The 19,626-nt window shown below is 67.5% G+C and carries 14 protein-coding genes; 9 read left to right on the top strand and 5 right to left on the bottom strand.

Going from position 1 to position 19,626, the window contains the following annotated elements; all coding sequences use genetic code 11:
* The first annotated feature begins 155 nt into the window (after positions 1-155).
* Positions 156-947 (top strand): enoyl-ACP reductase FabI, encoded by a 792-nt coding sequence (fabI, locus tag OOT46_RS24270; RefSeq protein ID WP_265406210.1) that lies wholly within the window; start codon positions 156-158, stop codon positions 945-947.
* A gap of 74 nt (positions 948-1,021) precedes the next feature.
* Here fabI and OOT46_RS24265 read toward each other — a convergent pair whose 3' ends face one another.
* Both OOT46_RS24265 and OOT46_RS24260 read right to left on the bottom strand, forming a co-directional pair.
* Complete coding sequence (locus OOT46_RS24265; RefSeq protein ID WP_265406209.1) at positions 1,022-1,927, bottom strand: SHOCT domain-containing protein; 906 nt, start codon at positions 1,925-1,927, stop codon at positions 1,022-1,024.
* A 64-nt stretch (positions 1,928-1,991) separates the two neighbouring features.
* Positions 1,992-2,966 (bottom strand): glucokinase, encoded by a 975-nt coding sequence (locus tag OOT46_RS24260; protein ID WP_265406208.1) that lies wholly within the window; start codon positions 2,964-2,966, stop codon positions 1,992-1,994.
* Between the two features lie 689 nt (positions 2,967-3,655).
* On the opposite strand from OOT46_RS24260, the gene OOT46_RS24255 reads away from it, so the two are divergent.
* From OOT46_RS24255 to OOT46_RS24220, 8 genes are all read left to right on the top strand, one after another.
* A complete protein-coding gene (locus OOT46_RS24255; protein WP_265406207.1) occupies positions 3,656-4,963 on the top strand; it encodes a maltoporin in 1,308 nt (435 codons plus the stop codon).
* Positions 4,964-5,124: 161 nt separating this feature from the next.
* Complete coding sequence (locus OOT46_RS24250; protein WP_265406206.1) at positions 5,125-6,798, top strand: alpha-glucosidase; 1,674 nt, start codon at positions 5,125-5,127, stop codon at positions 6,796-6,798.
* 23 nt (positions 6,799-6,821) lie between these two features.
* The gene (locus tag OOT46_RS24245; RefSeq protein ID WP_265406205.1) at positions 6,822-7,922 is read left to right on the top strand and encodes an ABC transporter ATP-binding protein; all 1,101 of its coding nucleotides are present in this window, start codon (positions 6,822-6,824) and stop codon (positions 7,920-7,922) included.
* A 79-nt stretch (positions 7,923-8,001) separates the two neighbouring features.
* Positions 8,002-9,204: a maltose/maltodextrin ABC transporter substrate-binding protein MalE gene (gene malE, locus OOT46_RS24240; protein ID WP_265406204.1), complete on the top strand. Its 1,203-nt coding sequence runs from the start codon at positions 8,002-8,004 to the stop codon at positions 9,202-9,204.
* 36 nt (positions 9,205-9,240) lie between these two features.
* Positions 9,241-10,872 (top strand): maltose ABC transporter permease MalF, encoded by a 1,632-nt coding sequence (malF, locus tag OOT46_RS24235; RefSeq protein WP_265406203.1) that lies wholly within the window; start codon positions 9,241-9,243, stop codon positions 10,870-10,872.
* A 24-nt stretch (positions 10,873-10,896) separates the two neighbouring features.
* Positions 10,897-11,787: a maltose ABC transporter permease MalG gene (gene malG, locus OOT46_RS24230; RefSeq protein WP_265406202.1), complete on the top strand. Its 891-nt coding sequence runs from the start codon at positions 10,897-10,899 to the stop codon at positions 11,785-11,787.
* 86 nt (positions 11,788-11,873) lie between these two features.
* A complete protein-coding gene (locus OOT46_RS24225) occupies positions 11,874-13,607 on the top strand; it encodes an alpha-amylase family glycosyl hydrolase (protein WP_265406201.1) in 1,734 nt (577 codons plus the stop codon).
* 144 nt (positions 13,608-13,751) lie between these two features.
* Positions 13,752-15,614 carry a glucokinase gene (locus OOT46_RS24220; protein ID WP_416136250.1) on the top strand — a complete coding sequence of 621 codons (1,863 nt, stop codon included), beginning with the start codon at positions 13,752-13,754 and terminating at the stop codon, positions 15,612-15,614.
* Between the two features lie 78 nt (positions 15,615-15,692).
* On the opposite strand, the gene OOT46_RS24215 is transcribed toward OOT46_RS24220, so the two are convergent.
* The 3 genes from OOT46_RS24215 to OOT46_RS24205 form a co-directional block, all read right to left on the bottom strand.
* Positions 15,693-15,866, bottom strand: a complete 174-nt coding sequence (locus OOT46_RS24215) for a hypothetical protein (protein WP_265406199.1) — start codon at positions 15,864-15,866, stop codon at positions 15,693-15,695.
* Positions 15,867-16,288: 422 nt separating this feature from the next.
* Positions 16,289-16,753: a hypothetical protein gene (locus OOT46_RS24210; protein WP_265406198.1), complete on the bottom strand. Its 465-nt coding sequence runs from the start codon at positions 16,751-16,753 to the stop codon at positions 16,289-16,291.
* A 430-nt stretch (positions 16,754-17,183) separates the two neighbouring features.
* On the bottom strand, positions 17,184-19,451 hold the full coding sequence (locus OOT46_RS24205) for an arginine/lysine/ornithine decarboxylase (protein ID WP_265406197.1): 2,268 nt from the start codon (positions 19,449-19,451) through the stop codon (positions 17,184-17,186).
* Between the last annotated feature and the right edge of the window lie 175 nt (positions 19,452-19,626).

The following is a 19,626-nucleotide window of genomic DNA, read 5'->3' as shown; positions in this document are numbered from 1 at the left end:
CCCGACCCAAGAGGCCAAGCAAGTCCTGGGCCCGCTTTTTTCCAGTGGCTTGCCTGCCCCCAACCTGCCGGGGCATCCTCCTCCCCGCCTTGCCGAGGAACCGATGCGCAGTCTGCCATGCCAAAATTCAGGATTGTTGACATTCTGGAGACACCATGGGTTTTCTCGCCGGCAAACGCCTTCTCATCACCGGGCTGTTGTCCAATCGCTCGATCGCCTACGGCATCGCCAAGGCCTGCCACCGGGAAGGCGCGGAGCTGGCGTTCAGCTATGTCGGCGAGCGCTTCAAGGAGCGCATCACCGAATTCGCCCGTGAGTTCGGCTCCGAGCTGGTGTTCGACTGCGACGTCGGCGACGACGCGCAGATCGAAGCCCTGTTCGCCGGCTTGCGCGAGACATGGCCCACCTTCGACGGTTTCGTGCATGCCATCGGCTTCGCGCCACGCGAGGCCATCGCCGGCGACTTCCTCGACGGGCTGTCGCGCGAGTCCTTCCGCATCGCGCACGACATCTCCGCCTACAGCTTCCCGGCCATGGCCAAGGCGGCCGCCCCGATGCTGAATCCGACGGCAGCGCTGCTGACGCTCACCTATCTGGGCTCCGAGCGCTGCGTGCCGAACTACAACACGATGGGCCTGGCCAAGGCGTCGCTGGAAGCCAGCGTGCGCTACCTGGCCTGCAGCCTGGGCCCGCGCGGCATCCGCGTCAACGGCATCTCGGCCGGGCCGATCAAGACCTTGGCCGCCTCGGGCATCAAGGGCTTCGGCAAGATCCTCGGCGCTGTCGAGGAAAACGCACCGCTGCGCCGCAACGTCACGATCGACGACGTCGGCAACGTCGCGGCCTTCCTGCTGTCCGACCTCGCGGCCGGCGTGACGGCCGAGATCACCTATGTCGACGCCGGCTTCAGCCAGGTGATGGGCGGCTCGGTGGAGATCGCCGCCTGAGCCGTCCCGCCCGGATGAAAAAAGACCCGCCGAGGCGGGTCTTTTTTATGCCGAAGAGCCGGCTTGGCGGTCGCCTACAGGGTCTGCAGGATCTCGCGGCGCTTCTGCTGGAATTCCTCTTCGCTGATCAGGTTCTGCTCGCGCAAGCGCTTGAGCGTGCGCAGGCGCTGCTCCTGCTCTTCGAAAAAGCGGTTGTCGCGCACCCCCGGCGCAGCGGGCGCTGCAGCAGCGGGAGCCGGAGCCACCGACGGCGCGGGCGCCGCGGTCACGGCCGGACGCGCCGGCGCTGCCACCGCCGCAGCGGGAGCCGGGGCGGGCGCTGCCGCCTCGGCCAACGAGAACGCCACCCAGTCGGCACGCCGCGAGGCGCCGGTCGCACTGCTCAGTTGTGCCGCGCCCTGGCGGGTGCGCGAGCCAAAGGTGAAGTCGGGCACGATGTGGCTGCCGCGGTAGGCGTTGACGAAGTCCAGCCGGGTGTCGTTGACGATCAGGTGCAGCTCGCCGCCCTGCACGAACAGCCGCGCGGTCACGCCATAGCCGACGCTCAGCAGGCCACCGTCGCGCTTGGACGTGCTCAGCAGCAGCACGTCGTCGCCGGGGCCGGCGTTTTTCAGTGCATGGAACAGCGGCTCGACCAGGTATTTCAGCTCGTCCGGGTGGAACAAGGCTTCCGAGCGCTCACCCGCGCTGAAGCTGACCCCGCCCAGCCAGCGGCTGAGCTGCTCGGGTGTGACGACCGCCGGATGTTGGTTGGCCGGCGCGCCGGCCTCGGCCGGCTCGAGCCGGACCGCGGTGAACTCGCCGATGCTCCAGATGCGGCGCTTGGAATGGCCAGCCTTGCCGCCCGTGTCGGACGGGTTTTGTTGGGCCTTGGAGCCGAACAGGAAGTCCATCACGCCGGCCGCGGCAGGCGGGGCGGACAAGGCAAAAGCGGCCGCCGCTGCGCAAGCGAGGGCGGCGGGGGTACGGCGTCGGTGCATGGTGCTCCTCTCTATAGCTTGTGGGTCTGCCACGGCCGGCGGGCAGCCCCGCGTGCGCCGCACTTCACGGCAGCTCTTCCAGGGCGCGCGCGGCGCCGATCAGGGCAGGCGTGCGGGCCTGCACCACATAGGTGGGGATGGCTTCAAGATAGGCTCGGAAGCGCCCCTTCTCCTCGAAACGCTGACGGAACCGGGAGCGCTCAAAAGCCTCGCCCAGGCGTGGCACGATGCCGCCGCCGATGTACAGGCCGCCCACCGCCCCGAGCGTCAACGCGACGTTGCCGGCGACGTTGCCCAGGAAGCTGCAGAACAGCTCGAGGGTGCCGGTGCATTGCGCATCGCCACCAGCGACCGCCATCGTGGTGATGTCGGCGGCGGTCAGCGGCCGGGCCTCGACGCCGTCCAGGTCGCAGACCGCCTGGTAAAGGTTGAGCAGGCCGAGGCCCGAGACCACGCGTTCGGCCGACACGTGCCCGAAGCGGCCCCGCAGCACGCGAATCACCGCCTCTTCGCGATCGTCCATCGGTGCCAGCGTTGCATGGCCGCCTTCACCGTTGATCGGGATCGCGCCGTGGCCCGCCATGGCCGGCAACAGGCCCGAAACGCCCAGCCCGGTGCCCGGGCCGACCAGGCCCAGCGGGCCCTTGGCCACCGGGCGGCCGCCGCCCACCTGACGCAGTTCGGCCGGCGCGAGTGCCGGCAGCGAGAGCGCGAGGGCCGTGAAGTCGTTGATCACCAGGAACCGGTCCATGCCCAGCTGGCGCTGCACCTCGGACATCGAGAAGGACCAGTGGTGGTTGGTCATCTTGACCTGGTCGCCGACCACCGGGTTGGCGATGCCGATCGCGCACCACCGGGGCGAGGGCTTGGCGTGCTGCCGCAGGTAGTGCGCCATCGCGTCCTGGAGCGTCGGGTACTCGGCGCACGCGTAGCTCGCGACCTCGCTCATCGGCGCGTCAGGCGCCTCCAGCCAGGCGAAGCGCGCATTGGTCCCGCCGACGTCTCCCACCATGCGTGGGTAGCTTCTTGTTGATTGCATCGATCCCTGTCTTCACCGGAAAGAACGCAAGGACGCCCGGCCCGCAGGCCCACCAGAAAAAGTAGGTGGGCAGGCCACGCCATCCAGCGACAAAATCTTTGCCCAGCTGTAGGCAAACTACAGAAGCATGGTAGTGAGGGCCGCAACGACTGTCCAGTACTTGTGTGGACTTCATCACTTCTTAGTCTGCATTTCGGCAAGGCATCTCCAGGGTTTACCCGCGTTCACGAGCCGTAGTTTCGTTACTAGAGTTCCGTGCGTTATAAAACTACAGCAAGACTTGTAGTCACCCTACCAGTTTTCAAACTTCGGAGACACCGCGTGCCGCCCTGCCCCTGCCTGATCGGATGTGCCTCCGCCGACGCCGCGAGCCGCTTGTGGCTGCGGGGTACATCGGCCCTGCGGCCGGCTGTCGAGGCGGAAGCGGCAAGGCGCGAGGCACGCGGCCTCACCGTCCTCCCCGGCCACTCCTGCTTTTCTCAAGAGAGCGTTGGGGCGGCGCCCTGCGGGGCGCCGCCCGCCTTTTTTCTCTGCTGCTCGCCGCGACGGCTGGAGCGCGGGGCCTCTCTCGATGCGGCCCGCCGTGCCGGCGCCGCGAACCGGATCCCCAACCGCTGGAGCTCGCGCCTGCCCGCAGGCCGGACCCTGGCACTCACTTCCCAAGCTAGAACCTAAAGAGGAGTATCCCGATGAGAGGACAATTCAAGCTGCTGGCGGTCGCCGCAGCGGCAGTTGGTGCGTTTGGCACTGCACAGGCGCAGGGCGTTGAGTTCACCGGCTATTTCCGTGCCGGCGTCGGCAGCTCGGATGAGGGCAGCAAGCAGGTCTGCTTCGGCGCGCCCAGTGCCGGTGCGAAATACCGGCTCGGCAACGAGTGCGAGACCTACGGCGAACTGGCACTCGGCCTGCCGTTCGGGAAGAAGGACTCGGGCGCCTGGGCCAAGTACAACGTGATGATCGCCACCGTCGAGAAAAACGTGGCGAACACCTACGAAAGCGTCAACGATGGCAAGTACGACATCGCCAGCCGCCAGAACTACTTCGAAGGCGGCGGCTTCTTCGGCGACGGCGCGCTGAAGAACGCCAAGGTGTGGGTCGGCAAGCGCTACTACAACCGCCATGACGTGCACATCAACGACTACTACTACTGGACCAACAGCGGCCTGGGTGGTGGTATCGAGGACATCGCGATCGGCGAATCGACCAAGCTCGCGTTCGCCTACCACCAAAAAGGCGACGACACGGCCGCGAGCGACACCCTCAATGGCCTGAACACGCGGCGCATCTCGGCGCGGGTCTATGACATCCCGGTCAACCCGAATGGCAAGTTCGAGGCCGAACTCGTCGTCCTGCATGGTGACAGCGCGGGCGAACCGTACCGGACGAACCGGGACGAATCGACCACTCTGGTTGGCACCGGGAACGGCGTGGCCCTGTTCCTGCAGCACATGCAGACCGGCATTCTGGGTGGCTACAACAAGCTGGCCTTCATCTACGGCCAGGACGCCGGTGCGGGCGGCGATCCGACCGGCCGTGACGCTGCCGATGTGGAAGGCAAGGAGTTCCGTCTGATCGAGCAGTTGTTCATCGCCCCGCAGGGCTCGAACTGGTCCGGACAAGGCGTGGTCGGCTACCAGCGCTTCAAGCCAGACGGCGGCGAGAAGCTGACCTGGTTCACGATCGGGGTACGTCCGCAGTACAACTTCAGCGACAACTTCAGCCTGGCCTTCGAGCTCGGCCACGACCGCACCAAGGTCGGCGGCGACAAGGCGGCCAACCTCACGAAGTTCACGATCGCCCCGCAACTGTCGCTCGGCCGCGGCTTCTGGTCCCGCCCCGTGTTCCGCGCCTTTGCCACGTATGCCAAGTGGAACGACGCGTTGGTCGACGCTCATGTGAAGGCCGATGAGGAAAACAGGCTTCCCTTCGAAGGCGTGTACGGCGACAAGGGCGGCAGCGGCTTCAGCTACGGCATCCAGGTGGAAGCCTGGTGGTAAGCAGCGCCCCTCCGGGTCGCCCCTGAGGCGTCCCCGGGGGCCCTGCCCTACCGTGGGGCGGGTTGCCCCGCCCTCACCGCCATGCGCAGCACGCTCCAGCCGACCTGCGCATGCCAGTGAGCTTCTCTGGTTCCTCTACCCCGAACAAAGAGCGTCCTCTCATGGCATCCAACATCCAACCCGCGGCCGGCCCCTCCTGGTGGCGCGGCGGCGTCATCTACCAGATCTACCCGCGCAGCTTCGCCGACAGCAACGGCGACGGCATCGGCGACCTGCCCGGCATCATCGACAAGCTGCCCTACATCGCGGGGCTGGGCGTCGACGCGATCTGGATCTCGCCCTTCTTCCGCTCGCCGATGAAGGACTTCGGCTATGACATCGCCGACTACCGCGACGTCGACCCGATGTTCGGCAGCCTGGCGGATTTCGACCGCCTGATCGCCCGCGCCCACGAGCTGGGCGTCAAGGTGGTGATCGACCAGGTGCTCTCGCACACCTCCGACCAGCATCCGTGGTTCAAGGAAAGCCGCAAGAGCCGCAGCAACCCCAAGGCCGACTGGTATGTCTGGGCCCACCCCAAGGCCGACGGCACGCCGCCGACCAACTGGCTGAGCGTGTTCGGCGGCTCGGCCTGGCAGTGGGATGCGACACGTCGCCAGTACTACCTGCACAACTTCCTGACCAGCCAGCCGGACCTCAACTTCCACTGCGAGGAAGTGCAGGAGCAGATCCTCTCGGACATCCGCTTCTGGCTGGACCGAGGCGTCGACGGCTTCCGCTTCGACGCCTGCAACTTCCACTTCCACGATCGCCAGCTGCGCGACAACCCGCCCGCGGCCCGGCGCGACAACAAGACCGTGCAGGACACCAATCCGTACGGCATGCAGGCGCACAAGTACGACAAGACCCAGTTCGAGAACATCGCCTTCCTCGAGAAGGTGCGCGAGCTGCTCAACGAGTACAACGCCGCTAGCGTCGGCGAGGTCGGCGACGACAACTCGCTGGCGACCATGGCGGCCTACACGGCCAGCGGCAACAAGCTGCACATGGCCTACAGCTTCAACCTGCTGACGGCCGAGAACACCGCCACCTACATCCGCAGCCAGGTCGAGGAGCTGGAGGCTGCGATGGACGGCGGCTGGCCCTGCTGGTCCATCGGCAACCACGACGTGGCGCGGGTGCTGACCCGCTGGGGCGGCCCCGACGCGACGCCGGCCTACAACAAGGTGGCGCTGGCGATGCTGCTGTCGCTGCGCGGCAGCGCCTGCTGGTACCAGGGCGACGAGCTGGGCCTGCCGGAAGCCGACATCCCCTTCGAGAAGCTGCAGGACCCCTACGGCATCACCTTCTGGCCCGAATTCAAGGGCCGCGATGGCTGCCGCACGCCGATGCCGTGGCAGCACGACCTGCCCCACGCCGGCTTCAGCGGCGGGCAGGACGTCGAGCCCTGGCTGCCGGTGCCGCCCGAGCATGCCGCGCGCGCGGTCGACGTCAACGAAGCCGACCCGGCCTCGCCGCTGCACTTCACGCGCCGCTTCCTGGCCTGGCGCAAGACCCAGCCGGCGCTGATCGAAGGCGACATCGTGTTCCTTGACACGCCGGAGCCGGTACTGGCGCTGGTCCGCACCCCGGCCAGCGGCAAGCCGCTGCTGGCGCTGTTCAACCTCGGCAAGGAGGCCGTGACGCTGGAGCTGCCCGACGCGCCAGCCAGCCGCGCGCTCGACGGCCACGGCTTCGACGCGCTTCAGTGCGGCCAGCGCGACGGCCACCGCTTCACCTTGCCGGCCTATGGCGCCTATTTCGGCGAGGCCAGCGCCGCCCCCCGCCGTTCCTGATCTCCTTCACCACCACAGCTTCGATGGCAAACCTGCAACTGAAGGCCCTGCGCAAGTCCTATGGCGATGTCCAGACCCTGCACGGCATCGACCTCGAGATCCAGGACGGCGAGTTCGTCGTGTTCGTCGGCCCTTCGGGGTGCGGCAAGTCCACCCTGCTGCGCTGCATCGCCGGGCTGGAGGAAATCACGTCGGGCGAGCTCTACATCGGCGGCGAGCGGGTCAACGAGGTGCCACCGGCCAAACGCGGCATCGCGATGGTGTTCCAGAGCTATGCGCTCTACCCGCACATGACAGTGGCCGAGAACATGGCCTTCGGCCTGCGTCTGGCCGGCTATGGCAAGCAGGAGCAGCAGGCCGCGGTGCAGCGCGCCGCGCAGATCCTGCAGATCGAGCACCTGCTGGAGCGCAAGCCCAAGGCGCTGTCGGGCGGGCAGCGCCAGCGGGTCGCGATCGGCCGGGCCATCGTGCGCAAGCCGGGCGTGTTCCTGTTCGACGAACCGCTGTCCAATCTCGACGCGGCGCTGCGCGTGCAGATGCGGGTCGAGCTGGCGCGCCTGCACCGCGAGCTCGAGTCCACCATGGTCTACGTCACGCACGATCAGGTTGAAGCGATGACCCTGGCCCACCGCATCGTGGTGTTCAACGCGGGCCGCATCGAGCAGGTCGGCACGCCGATGGAGCTGTATCACCAGCCGGCCAACCTGTTTGTCGCCGGTTTCATCGGCTCGCCAAAGATGAACTTCATCCCGGCCACGCTCGTCGCGGCCGGTGTCCGGGAGGCGCGGGTGCGCCTGGTGGACGGCTGCGAGGTCGCGGTGGCGGTCGACGCCACCCGGCTGACCACCGGCGCCGAGGTGACGCTGGGCGCGCGGCCCGAGCACCTCCAGGCCGCCACCGCCGCCACCGCCAACGAGCTGCGCGGACAGGTCCAGCTGGCCGAACACCTCGGCGACACCACCTACCTGTACGTCAACGTGGCGGGCGCGCAGGGCCCGGTGGTCGTGCGTGCCGATCCGGAGAACCCGCTGACCACCGGCGACATGGCCCACCTGGGCCTGGTGCCGCAACGCTGCTTCCTGTTCGACGCCCAGGGCGCGGCGCTGCCGCGCGCAGTGTCCTGAGCAGGCCCGCCTCTCCCACCGAGTCGATCGATCCGACTTTCATCAGCGCCAACAAGGCAATATCAATAGGAGCAACGCTATGAGCATTCAACGTCAACGAATCCGGCTGGTGGCTGCCGCCGTCGGCCTGGCGCTGGCGGCAGGTTTCGCGGGCACCGCATCGGCGGCTGAAGCTGGCAAGCTGCTGATCTGGATCAACGGCGACAAGGGCTACAACGGACTGGCGAAGGTCGGCGAGGAGTTCACCAAGGCGACCGGCGTGCAGGTGGTCGTCGAGCATCCCGAGGACGCGCCCAACAAGTTCCAGCAGGCCGCCGCCGCCGGCAAGGGCCCGGACATCTGGATCTGGCCGCACGACCGGGTGGGCGAGTGGATCGCCGGCGGCCTGCTGCAGCCGGTCACCCCGGGCAAGAAGGTGCAGGGCGACATCGACCCGCTGGCCTGGAAGGCCTTCACGGTGGGCGGCCGCACCTGGGGCTACCCGCTGGCGCTGGAAGCCGTCTCGCTGATCTACAACAAGGACCTGGTGCCCAACCCGCCCAAGAGCTTCGACGAGGTCATCGCGCTGGACAAGAAGCTGGCCGCGCAAGGCAAGAAGGCCATCCTGTGGGACTACAACAACGCCTACTTCAGCTGGCCGCTGCTGGCCGCCAACGGCGCCTATCCCTTCAAGGCCAAGGCCGACGGCAGCTATGACGCGGCCGACACCGGCGTCAACAACGCGGGCGCCGTCAAAGGCGCCGAGCTGCTGGCCAGGATGGTCAAGGACGGCGTGATGCCCAAGGGCGCGAGCTACTCGGACATGGAAGCCGGCGTGAACCAGGGCAAGGTCGCGATGATGATCAGCGGCCCCTGGGCCTGGGACAACCTGAAGAAGTCCAAGATCAACTTCGGCGTCACCAGGATCCCGAGCGTCGCCGGCAAGCCCGCCGCGCCCTTCGTCGGGGTGCTGGGCGCGATGATCTCCAAGGCTTCGCCGAACCGCGACATTGCGGTGGAGTTCATCGAGAACCACATGCTGACGGTCAAGGGCCTCAAGACCATCGACGCGGACGTGGCGCTGGGCACGCCGGCGAGCAAGACCTTCTATGCCGAGCTCAAGAGCAACCCGCACATCCAGGCAACCATGGCCAGCGCGCAAGCGGGCGCGCCGATGCCCAACAACACCGAGATGGGCCGCTTCTGGGCGTCGATGAATTCGGCGCTGCAGAACATCACCGAAGGCCGCCAGTCGCCCAAGGAAGCCCTGGACGCGGCCGCCAAGCGCATCAGCGCGAAGTGATCGTTCGGTAGCAAGCAAACACGCAGCCCGGTGCTGGTGCCGGGCTGCGCCCTTGGCGAGGCGCAGGGCGGATCCCAGGCCAGCGTCGTGATCTTCATCGAGATGAATCCCTCTTCAGGCTTCAAGCAGTGGGCCGGGCCGGCCGTCGGCGCCGCCCTGGCCCTGGCGGCGCTCTATGTCGTCACCATCGTCTATGCCGCAGGCGAGTTCCTGCTGGCCGGCGCCATCCTGCTGGTGGTCGCCCTGGCCGCCTGGATCTACAGCTCGCAGCGCCTGTACGCCTACCGCTACCTCTTCCCCGGGATCGCCGCGGTCGCGATCTTCGTCGTGCTGCCCATCCTCTACACGGTGACGATCGGCTTCACGAACTACAGCACCAACAACCTGCTCAAGTTCGAGCGCGCCACCGCCTATTTCCTCGACGAGACCTACGAGGCCGAAGGCAAGACCTACACCTTCACCTTGCTGCAGCAGGGCAAGGGCTACCGCGCGCGCCTGACCGAGAACGACGGCGAACAGGTGTTCCTGAGCGAAGCCCTCGACCTGGAAGCGCCGGCCACACCCGGCAACGGCGCGAAGGCCGACTCCAAACACGTCGAGGCCGGCCCCGTCGCCGCCGACGCCACAGCCCCGGCGGGCGAGCCGGTCCAGCTCAAGGAGCTGATCCGCCTGCAGCCCGCCCTCAAGAAGCTCACCGTGGACCTGCCCGACGGCAGCCAGGTGCGCATGACCGGCCTGCGCCAGTTCGGCCCGGTGACCCAGCTCTACAAGCCCCAGCCCGACGGCTCGCTGGTGAACCAGCAGACCGGCGAGGTGATCCGCCCCAACCACGAGGTCGGCTTCTACCAGACCGACAGCGGCCAGAACCTGTCGCCCGGCTTCCAGGTCAACATCGGCCTGGCGCACTTCAGGCAGATCTTCACCGACCAGGCCTTCCGCCAGCCCTTCCTGCGCATCTTCGGCTGGACCGTCGCCTTCGCCGGCCTCACCGTCGTGTTCGCCACCGGGCTGGGCGTGCTGCTGGCGGTGCTGTTGAGCTGGGAGGCCTTGCGCTTCAAGGGCGTCTACCAGACCCTGCTGTTCCTGCCCTATGCGGTGCCGGGTTTCATCTCCATCCTGGTCTTCAAGGGGCTGTTCAACAACAACTTCGGCGAGATCAACCTGATCCTGGACGCCCTGTTCGGCATCAAGCCGGCCTGGTTCTCGGATCCCTTCCTCGCCAAGGTGATGATCCTGACCGTCAACACCTGGCTGGGCTACCCGTACATGATGGTCGTCACCATGGGCCTGATCAAGGCCATCCCGGCCGACCTCTACGAGGCCTCCGCGGTGGCCGGCGCCGGTCCCTTGACCAACTTCTTCCGCATCACGATGCCGCTGGTGCTCAAGCCGCTCACGCCGCTCCTGATCGCCGCCTTCGCCTTCAACTTCAACAACTTCGTGTTGATCAGCCTGCTGACCAACGGGCGCCCGGACTTCCTGGACACCCAGGTGCCGGCCGGCACCACCGACATCCTGGTGTCCTACACCTACCGCATCGCCTTCGAGGACTCGGGCCAGAACTTCGGCCTGGCCGCCGCGATCTCGACCGTGGTGTTCGCCATGGTGGCCCTGCTGTCCTGGGTCAACCTGCGCGCCACCCGCATCACCAAGGAAGAGGCGCGCTGAGCAGCGCGTCGGGGAGTCAACAAGATGGCCATCGTTCTCGACAAGTCGCACCGCTGGCGGGTGGTCGCCGCCCACGCCTTCATGATCACCCTGGTGTGCCTCGTGATCTTTCCCTTCCTGATGATCCTGTCGATCTCGCTGCGGCCCGGCAACTTCGCCGCCGGCAGCCTGATCCCCGACCAGATCAGCCTGGAGCACTGGAAGCTCGCGCTCGGCATCTCCTACGTCGGCGAGGACGGCAGGCTGGTGCAGCCGCCCTTCCCGGTGCTGCTGTGGCTGTGGAACTCGGTCAAGGTGGCGACGCTCTCGGCCATCCTGATGGTGCTGCTGTCGACCACCGCCGCCTACGCTTTCGCCCGCATGAAGTTCCGTGGCAAGCCGCAGGCGCTGTCGGCGCTGATGCTGATCCAGATGTTCCCGGCGGTGCTGGCGCTGGTCGCCATCTATGCGATCTTCGACCGCATCGGCAACGTCTTCCCGATATTCGGCATCGACAGCCATGCCTCGCTGCTGCTCGCCTATGCCGGCGGCATCGGGCTGCATGTCTGGACCATCAAGGGCTACTTCGACACCATCCCGGCCGAGATCGAGGAAGCCGCCAAGGTCGACGGTGCCTCGCCCTTCCAGGCTTTCCGGCTGGTGCTGCTGCCGATGGCGCTGCCCATCCTGATGGTGGTTTTCCTGCTCGCCTTCATCGGCGCCATCATCGAGTACCCGGTGGCCTCGGTGCTGCTCAGCGAGGAGCGCAACCTGACCCTGGCGGTCGGCTCGCGGCTGTTCCTCTACGAGCAGCGTTTCCTCTGGGGCGACTTCGCGGCAGCGGCCATCCTCTCCGGGCTGCCGATCACCGCCGTTTTCATCCTGGCCCAGAAATGGATGGTCTCCGGGCTGACGGCTGGGGGCATCAAGGGCTGAGCCCCTGCTGCCCGCCTGCTGCACACCCCTTCCGTGACCCCTCCCCCGGGTGCCCTGCGGCGCCCGGCCGCCGCCCGGACCCTCGTATGCCCCAGCTCCTGCCTCGCCTGATCCGACGCCTGGCCCTGTCCCTCGCCTGCGGCGCACTGCTCGCCGGCTGCGCGGCCACGCCAGGCGCGCCGGCGACCCCCGCGCCGCTGCCCTCGCCTGCCGCCGCGGCCGGCCCGGTGCCCGGCAGCTTCGCGGACAACCCCATCGTCTACTTCGTCGTCACCGACCGGTTTTTCAACGGCAATCCGTCCAACGACCACGCCTACGGGCGCCAGAAGGACGGCGAGCAGGAGATCGGCACCTTCCACGGCGGCGACCTCAAGGGCCTGACCCTCAAGCTGCGCGAAGGCTACTTCCGCCAGCTGGGTGTCAACGCCCTGTGGATCACCGCGCCCTACGAGCAGATCCGTGGCTGGGTGGTGGGCGGCGACAAGGCCTTCAAGCACTACGGCTACCACGGCTACTACGCCCTCGACTACAGCGTGCTCGACCGCAACATGGGCACGCCCGAGGAATTGCGCGAGATGGTGGACGAGGCGCACACGCAGGGCATCCGGGTGCTCTTCGACGTGGTGATGAACCACCCCGGCTACCTGGACCTGCAGACCGCCCGCGAGCTGGTTCCGAAGGTGGTCTGGCCGGGCTCGGAGAAGGCCACGCTGCGCGACTACCACAGCTACATCGACTACAACAGCGAGGCCTTCTCCGGCTGGTGGGGGGGCGACTGGGTGCGCGCCGGCCTGTCCGGCTACCAGGACGGCGGGCGCGACGATCTGACGATGCAGGTCGCATTCCTGCCCGACTTCCGGACCGAAAGCCCCGCGCCGGTCCGGCTGCCGGCCTTTTTGCGCCACAAGCCGGACACCCGGGCGGTGGACTTGCCCGGCACCTCGGTGCGAGGCTATCTGGTCCACTGGTTGACGCAGTGGGTGCGCGACTACGGCATCGACGGTTTCCGGGCCGACACGGTCAAGCACGTCGAGCCGCAGGCATGGGCCGAGCTGAAGCAGGCCGCCACCCGCGCGCTGGCCGACTGGAAACGCCAGCACCCGACACGCAAGATCGACGACGCGCCCTTCTGGATGGTGGGCGAAGACTGGGGCCACGGGCCGCGCCGCAGCGCGCTGCACGACGCCGGCTTCGATGCGCTGATCGACTTCGATTTCCAGCACCGCGGCGCCAGCTACGGCCGGCCGGAAGCGCTGTTCGCCGAGTACGCGCGGGTCTACGCCGGCCGGCCGGGCTTCAGCAACCTGGCCTATGTGTCCTCGCACGACACCGCGCTGTTGGACCGCCGCCGGCTCCTGGAAGCCGGCACCGCCCTGCTGCTCGCGCCGGGCGGCGTGCAGATCTACTACGGCGACGAAAGCGCCCGGCCGCCCGGCCCGGCGCCGCGCAGCGACCTGCAGCAGGCCACCCGCTCGGACATGAACTGGGCCAACCCGGACCGCGCGGTGCTCGATCACTGGCGCCGCCTGGGCAGCTTCCGGGCCCGCCACGTGGCGCTTGCCCGGGGCGCCCACCAGATGTTGCAAAGCGAGCCTTATGTGTTCAGTCGTATCGACGACGTGAGCGGCGACCGGGTGGTGGCGGCGTTGACGGTCCCCGGTCGGGCCGATCTGCCGGTCGGCAAGAGCTTCGCCGAGGGCGAGGTGCTGCACGACGCCTACAGCGGGCAAACCGTGACGGTGCAAGGCGGGCGGGTGAAACTCCAGGCGGGCCGGGTGGTCCTGCTGGAGCGTTCGCCGGCATCCCTGCCTCGCCGCTGAGCAGGAGGCGGCGCAGCATGGGGGCCCCCCGAAACTTCGCTACAGTGCGGATGGAGAGCGATTTCCATGCCTGCACTGCACCTATCTTCCAACGTGGTTTCCAACTCGCCGGACGGGCTGCCCAGCGTCCTGCCGGAGCGTGAAATGGCGAGCTACCACACGCCCTACCCCGAGCCGCGCCTGCTGGCGGACATCGGCGCCACCTATGCCCGCTTCTGCCTGGAGCAGGTGAGCGGCCGCTTCGACTACGTCACGGTGCTGCCTTGCGCGGACTATGCCGGCTTCATCGCCGTGATGCAGGCCTATCTCGACTCCCTGCCCGGCACCACCCGGCCGCGCCACGCGGCGGTGGCGATCGCCAACCCGATCGAAGGCGACTGGGTGCGCATGACCAACCGGGACTGGGCCTTCTCGATCGAGGAGGCGCAACGCGCGCTGGGGCTGGCGACGCTGCTGGTGGTCAACAACTTCACCGCGCTGGCGATGTCGCTGCCCAAGGTGGGTGCCGAGGGCCGCGAGCAGGTTGGCGGCGGCGAGCCGCAGGCCAACGGCGTGATCGGGCTGCTGGGACCGGGCACCGGCCTGGGCGTCTCGGGCCTGGTGCCCACCGGGGACCGCTGGACCACGCTGGCCACCGAGGGTGGCCACGTCAGCTTCTCGCCGGCCGACGAGCGCGAGCTGAAGGTGCTGAGCTACGCCTGGCGCAAGATGCCGCACGTCTCGGCGGAGCGGCTGGTCTCGGGCCCGGGGCTGGAGATCATCTACCAGGCCCTGACCGAGGGTGAAGCGGGCGTCACCGGCGAGCTCGGCACCGCCGACATCGTGCAGCGCGCGATCCAGAAGCTCTGCCCCTGGTGCATGCAGGCGGTGGACTGCTTCTGCAACATGCTGGGCACGATGGCATCCAACCTGGCCTTGACCCTGGGGGCCACCGGCGGCATCTACATCGGCGGCGGCATCGTGCCGCGGCTGGGCGGCACCTTCCTCGGCTCGGGCTTCCGCGAGCGTTTCGAAGCCAAGGGGCGTTTCTCGGGCTATGTCGCGCGCATTCCGACTTATGTGCTGACCGCCGAGAACTCGGTCTTCCACGGCGTCTCCTCGCTGCTGGCCGACCACGTGCCGGCCCACGAGGGCGGCAACCCGCTGATGGAGCGGGTGCGCCAGGCGCGCAACACCCTGTCGCCGGCGGAGCGGCGCGTGGCCGACTTCGTGCTGGAGAACCCGCGCACCGTGCTCAACGATGCCATTGCAGTGATCGCCCAGATGGCCGAGGTGAGCCAGCCCACCGTGATCCGCTTCTGCCGTTCGCTGGGTTTCCAGGGCCTGGCCGACTTCAAGCTCAAGCTGGCCTCGGGCCTGACCGGCCACATCCCGGTGCAGCGCACCCAGGTGCGTCGCCAGGACGCCACACCCGACCTGTGCGCCAAGGTGCTGGACAACACCATCTCGGCCATCGTGCAGTTCCGCGAGTCGCTCAACGTCGACGCGGTGGACCGCGCCATCGGGGTGCTGCGCGACGCCAAGCGCGTCGAGTTCTACGCGATGGGCAACTCGAGCGTGGTGGCGATCGACGCGCAGCACAAGCTGTTCCGCTTCCGCATCCCTTCGGTGGCACACACCGACGCGTCGATGCAGACCCTGTCGGCCGAGCTGCTGGGGCCGCAGGACGTGGCCGTGTTCATCTCCAGCTCGGGCCAGCCGCCGGAGCTGGTGCGCGCCGCCGGCATCGCGCAGGAGCGCGGCGCGGCGGTAATCTGCATCACCTCCAGCAAGTCACCGCTGGCGCGCAAGGCGAGCATCTGCATCCCGGTGGACCACGGCGAGGACAGCTCGACCTTCATCTCGATGATCTCGCGCATCCTGCACCTGCTGGTGGTGGACATGGTGTCGGTCGGGGTCGCGGTGCGGCGCGAGCCGGGCGCCAGCATGCCGCGACTGGGGACGGGGGGCGCGGCCGAGGCCGGCGGCCGGGCAGCGCCGGGCGTGCTGATCTCGCACGTGGAGTAGCCCGAAAAAAAACCGCCGGCAACGAGCACGTGCCGGCGGCCAGGCGCAGCCTCGCGGCTGCGCGGTTCATTGGCGCTATCAGCGCAGCTTGTCGTTCTTGCGCACTTCCTGCGCCAGCTTGGTCGCCATGTCGGCCGCGGCACGGCGGGCCGACAACGAGAAGTCGCTCTTGAACTCGTCGAACTCGGCGGCCCCCCCCCGGCGACCTTCACGCTGGTGATGGGCGCGCCGGCCGCGTCGGTCACGCTGCACGACACCTCGGCGGTGAACTTGGTCGGCGGCCAGGTGAACGGCGAGGGCGAGCTGGAGTTGGTGACGATTTCCGGCTTGAAGATGTAGGCGGCACCGCTGGCGCGAATGGCCTCCGCATCGGTGGCCGACGCCAGCACCGTCACGTCCTGGTAGACCGAGCGCAGTGCCGCACGAATGGCCTTCTCAAGGTCGCGATAGGGAAAGTACCTGACCTTGTCGCCGCCGCCGCCGGGCGTCGTGACCTCCTTGGCGCGGTCGGCATCGGTCATCACATAGGCCACCTTCTTCGCCACCAGGGACGAGTCCTTGCGCTCCGGCAGCTGGGTAGGTTCGAGGTTGATCGGGTGCGCGCAAGCGGTCAGCAGTGCGACGACACCGGCAGCGAGGCCGAGGCGGATGGAGTTGAACAGCATGGTGCAGCCTTACTTCTTGATGGCGTTGATGAATTCGGGGTCGGCGTAGACGGTGCCGAGCAGGGTGCGGACCAGATAGCCGTACTCGGACTGGCCCTTGGGAATCGCGACAGCGCCCGCGAACGACGACTCGAAGCGCGTCTCGGTGCGGTACACCTTCTTCAGCCGCGTCTGCCCGGCGCGTGTCACGCGCAACTCGACTTCCATCAGCCCGGTTCCGGTGCTGAAGTCAGCCACATTGATTTCGTTCTGGAGGATGGTGCCGTCGATGCGGGTCTGGGCCGCCGGGTCATAGACCGAGATCTCGCGCAGATCCTGGATCAGCGCCGCTTCCAGATACTGAGCGAAGCTGCCTTGGCCCGCCACGAGGTTGGCGCCGCGCAAGCTGAGCCGGTTCACCGGTGCGGCGGGATCGCGGGGCTGTAGTGGGCCGACGCTGAGCCGCTCGATCGGCGCCTGCTTCAGGGCGTCCAAGGCGCTGTAATTGGCGGAATACGGCGGAGCGATGTAGGTCGCGCAGCCGGACAGAACGGCCAGCGCGACACAGGGCGCCCACAAGCGCGGAAAAAACATGGAAGACCCTCGAAAACTGCGTTGTTGTCTGGCGGGCCGGTGGCGCCGCGCCCGGAGGCCGATGACCTCGCGCCCGCATTTGTAACACAATGCGTCGCACACCCAAGCACCCCTCTTTCGGGGGGTGTCCGGCAGGGGCGAGTTGGGGTAGCCCGAGGCGGCGCGCCGGGACGCTGCAGCACACCTCGGCGGCGCCTCGGCGTGGCTGCAGAGTCAGGCCTCACCCACCTCGTTGAGCGGGTCGGGACAAGCTCGCAAGAGGCCGGGGGCTGGCCCCGGAACACCGCGGCAGACGTTGTATCCGGGCCACCTGCCTGTCAGGCCTGCTTGATCAGTCCTGCCTCACGCAGTCGACGTAGTAGACGCCTTCGCCGTTCTCGTCGACCTGCTCCACCAGTCCGTGCACGTCGGTGTCGAAGCCGGGGAATTTGCGGTTGAACTCGCGCGCGAAACGCAGATAGTCGACGATCTTCTTGTTGAAACGCTCGCCCGGGATCAGCAGCGGGATGCCCGGCGGGTAAGGCGTCAGCAGCGAGGTGGTGATGCGGCCTTCCAGCAGGTCGATCTCGACCCGCTCGGTCTCGCGATGGGCGATGCGCGCGTAGGCGTCGCTCGGCTTCATCGCCGGGTGCAGGTCCGACAGGTACATCTCGGTGGTCAGCCGCGCGATGTCGCCCTTGGCGTACATCTCGTGGATGCTCTGGCAGAGGTCGCGCAGGCCGACGCGCTCGTAGCGCGGGTGGTGCGAGCAGAACTCCGGCAGGATGCGCCACATCGGCTGGTTCTTGTCGTAGTCGTCCTTGAACTGCTGCAGCGCGGTCAGCAAGGTGTTCCAGCGGCCCTTGGTGATGCCGATGGTGAACATGATGAAGAAGGAGTAGAGCCCGGTCTTCTCGACGATCACGCCGTGCTCGGCCAGGTACTTGGTGACGATGCTGGCCGGGATGCCGGTGGCCGCGAAGCTGCCGTTGAGGTCCAGGCCCGGCGTCACCACGGTGGACTTGATCGGGTCCAGCATGTTGAAGCCCTCGGCCAGGCGGCCGAAGCCGTGCCAGTCCTCGTCGCCCTTGATGATCCAGTCCTCACGCTCGCCGATGCCCGAGGCGGCCAGCTTGTCCGGCCCCCAGACCTTGAACCACCAGTCGGCGCCGAACTCCTGCTCCACCTTGCGCATCGCGCGGCGGAAGTCGAGCGCCTCGCGGATGCTCTCCTCCACCAGCGCGGTGCCGCCCGGAGGCTCCATCATCGCCGCCGCCACGTCGCAGGACGCGATGATCGCGTACTGCGGCGAGGTCGAGGTGTGCATCAGGTAGGCCTCGTTGAAGAGGTGGCGGTCCAGCTTGCGCTTGACCGAATCCTGCACCAGGATCTGCGAGGCCTGGCTCAGGCCGGCCAGCATCTTGTGGGTGGACTGGGTCGAGAACACCAGCGAATGCTGGGTGCGCGCGCGGTCCTTGCCCATCGCGTGCATGCCGCTGTAGAAGTCGTGGAAGGCCGCGTGCGGCAGCCAGGCTTCATCGAAATGCAGGGTGTCGATGTAGCCGTCTGTCATCGACTTGATGGTCTCGGTGTTGTAGAGCACGCCGTCATAGGTGCTCTGCGTCAAGGTCAGGATGCGCGGCTTGACCGACTTCGGGTCCACCCCCGCCAGCAGCGGGTTGGCGGCGATCTTGCGCTCGATCGATTCGCGGCTGAACTCGCTCTGCGGGATCGGGCCGATGATGCCGTAGTGGTTGCGCGTCGGCGTCAGGAACACCGGCACGGCGCCCGCCATGATGATCGCGTGCAGGTTGGACTTGTGGCAGTTGCGGTCCACCACCACCACGTCGCCCGGCGCCACCGTGTGGTGCCAGACCATCTTGTTGGAGGTCGAGGTGCCGTTGGTGACGAAAAAGCAGTGGTCGGCGTTGAAGATGCGCGCCGCATTGCGCTCCGACGCCGCCACCGGGCCGGTGTGGTCGAGCAGCTGGCCGAGCTCCTCCACCGCGTTGCAGACGTCGGCGCGCAGCATGTTCTCGCCGAAAAACTGGTGGAACATCTGGCCGATCGGGCTCTTCAGGAAAGCCACGCCGCCTGAGTGCCCCGGGCAGTGCCAGGAGTAGGAGCCGTCCTGCGCGTAGTCCACCAGCGCCTGGAAAAACGGCGGTGCCAGCGAGGAGAGGTAGCTGCGTGCCTCGCGGATGATGTGGCGGGCCACGAACTCCGGCGTGTCCTCGAACATGTGAATGAAGCCGTGCAGCTCTTTCAGCACGTCGTTGGGGATGTGCTGGGAGGTCCGGGTCTCGCCGTAGAGGTAGATCGGGATCTCGGCGTTCTTGAAGCGGATCTCGCCGACGAAAGCCCGCAGGTTCTTCAGTGCGACGTCGGTTTCCTCCAGCGAGCCGGCGCCGAACTCCTCGTCGTCGATGGACAGGATGAAGGCGCTGGCGCGGCTCTGCTGCTGGGCGAACTGCGACAGGTCGCCGTAGCTCGTCACGCCCAGCACCTCGAAGCCTTCCTTCTCGATCGCCCCGGCCAGGGCCCGTATGCCGAGGCCCGACGCGTTTTCCGAGCGGAAATCTTCGTCGATGATCACGATGGGGAAGCGAAAACGCATCATGGGGCGGCCTCCTGGCGGCGGGGGTCAAAAAACGAAGCGCGAAGTGTAGAGCTTCCATCGCCCCCGCGTGATGCCTGTTCGCAGCAAACAACATGCGCACCGCGGGAAACCACTATCCGCGCCGGCTCTGGCGCGGCGGGGCGCGTCGTACACTGCAGCGCAAACGAGGAGCGGA

It is taken from the genome of Aquabacterium sp. A7-Y (assembly GCF_026153205.1).
Classification (GTDB): Bacteria; Pseudomonadota; Gammaproteobacteria; order Burkholderiales; family Burkholderiaceae_C; genus Caldimonas.
Note: the sequence above shows the minus strand (reverse complement) of the source record. Positions and strands in the feature narration are given on the sequence as shown.

Coding starts and splice junctions, on each gene's coding strand:
- fabI (WP_265406210.1), top strand. CDS start 156: ATGGGTTTTCTCGCCGGCAAACGCCTTCTCATCACCGGGCTGTTGTCC.
- malE (WP_265406204.1), top strand. CDS start 8,002: ATGAGCATTCAACGTCAACGAATCCGGCTGGTGGCTGCCGCCGTCGGC.
- malG (WP_265406202.1), top strand. CDS start 10,897: ATGGCCATCGTTCTCGACAAGTCGCACCGCTGGCGGGTGGTCGCCGCC.
- OOT46_RS24225 (WP_265406201.1), top strand. CDS start 11,874: ATGCCCCAGCTCCTGCCTCGCCTGATCCGACGCCTGGCCCTGTCCCTC.
- OOT46_RS24265 (WP_265406209.1), bottom strand. CDS start 1,927: ATGCACCGACGCCGTACCCCCGCCGCCCTCGCTTGCGCAGCGGCGGCC.
- OOT46_RS24245 (WP_265406205.1), top strand. CDS start 6,822: ATGGCAAACCTGCAACTGAAGGCCCTGCGCAAGTCCTATGGCGATGTC.
- OOT46_RS24220 (WP_416136250.1), top strand. CDS start 13,752: ATGGCGAGCTACCACACGCCCTACCCCGAGCCGCGCCTGCTGGCGGAC.
- OOT46_RS24260 (WP_265406208.1), bottom strand. CDS start 2,966: ATGCAATCAACAAGAAGCTACCCACGCATGGTGGGAGACGTCGGCGGG.
- OOT46_RS24205 (WP_265406197.1), bottom strand. CDS start 19,451: ATGATGCGTTTTCGCTTCCCCATCGTGATCATCGACGAAGATTTCCGC.
- OOT46_RS24255 (WP_265406207.1), top strand. CDS start 3,656: ATGAGAGGACAATTCAAGCTGCTGGCGGTCGCCGCAGCGGCAGTTGGT.
- OOT46_RS24250 (WP_265406206.1), top strand. CDS start 5,125: ATGGCATCCAACATCCAACCCGCGGCCGGCCCCTCCTGGTGGCGCGGC.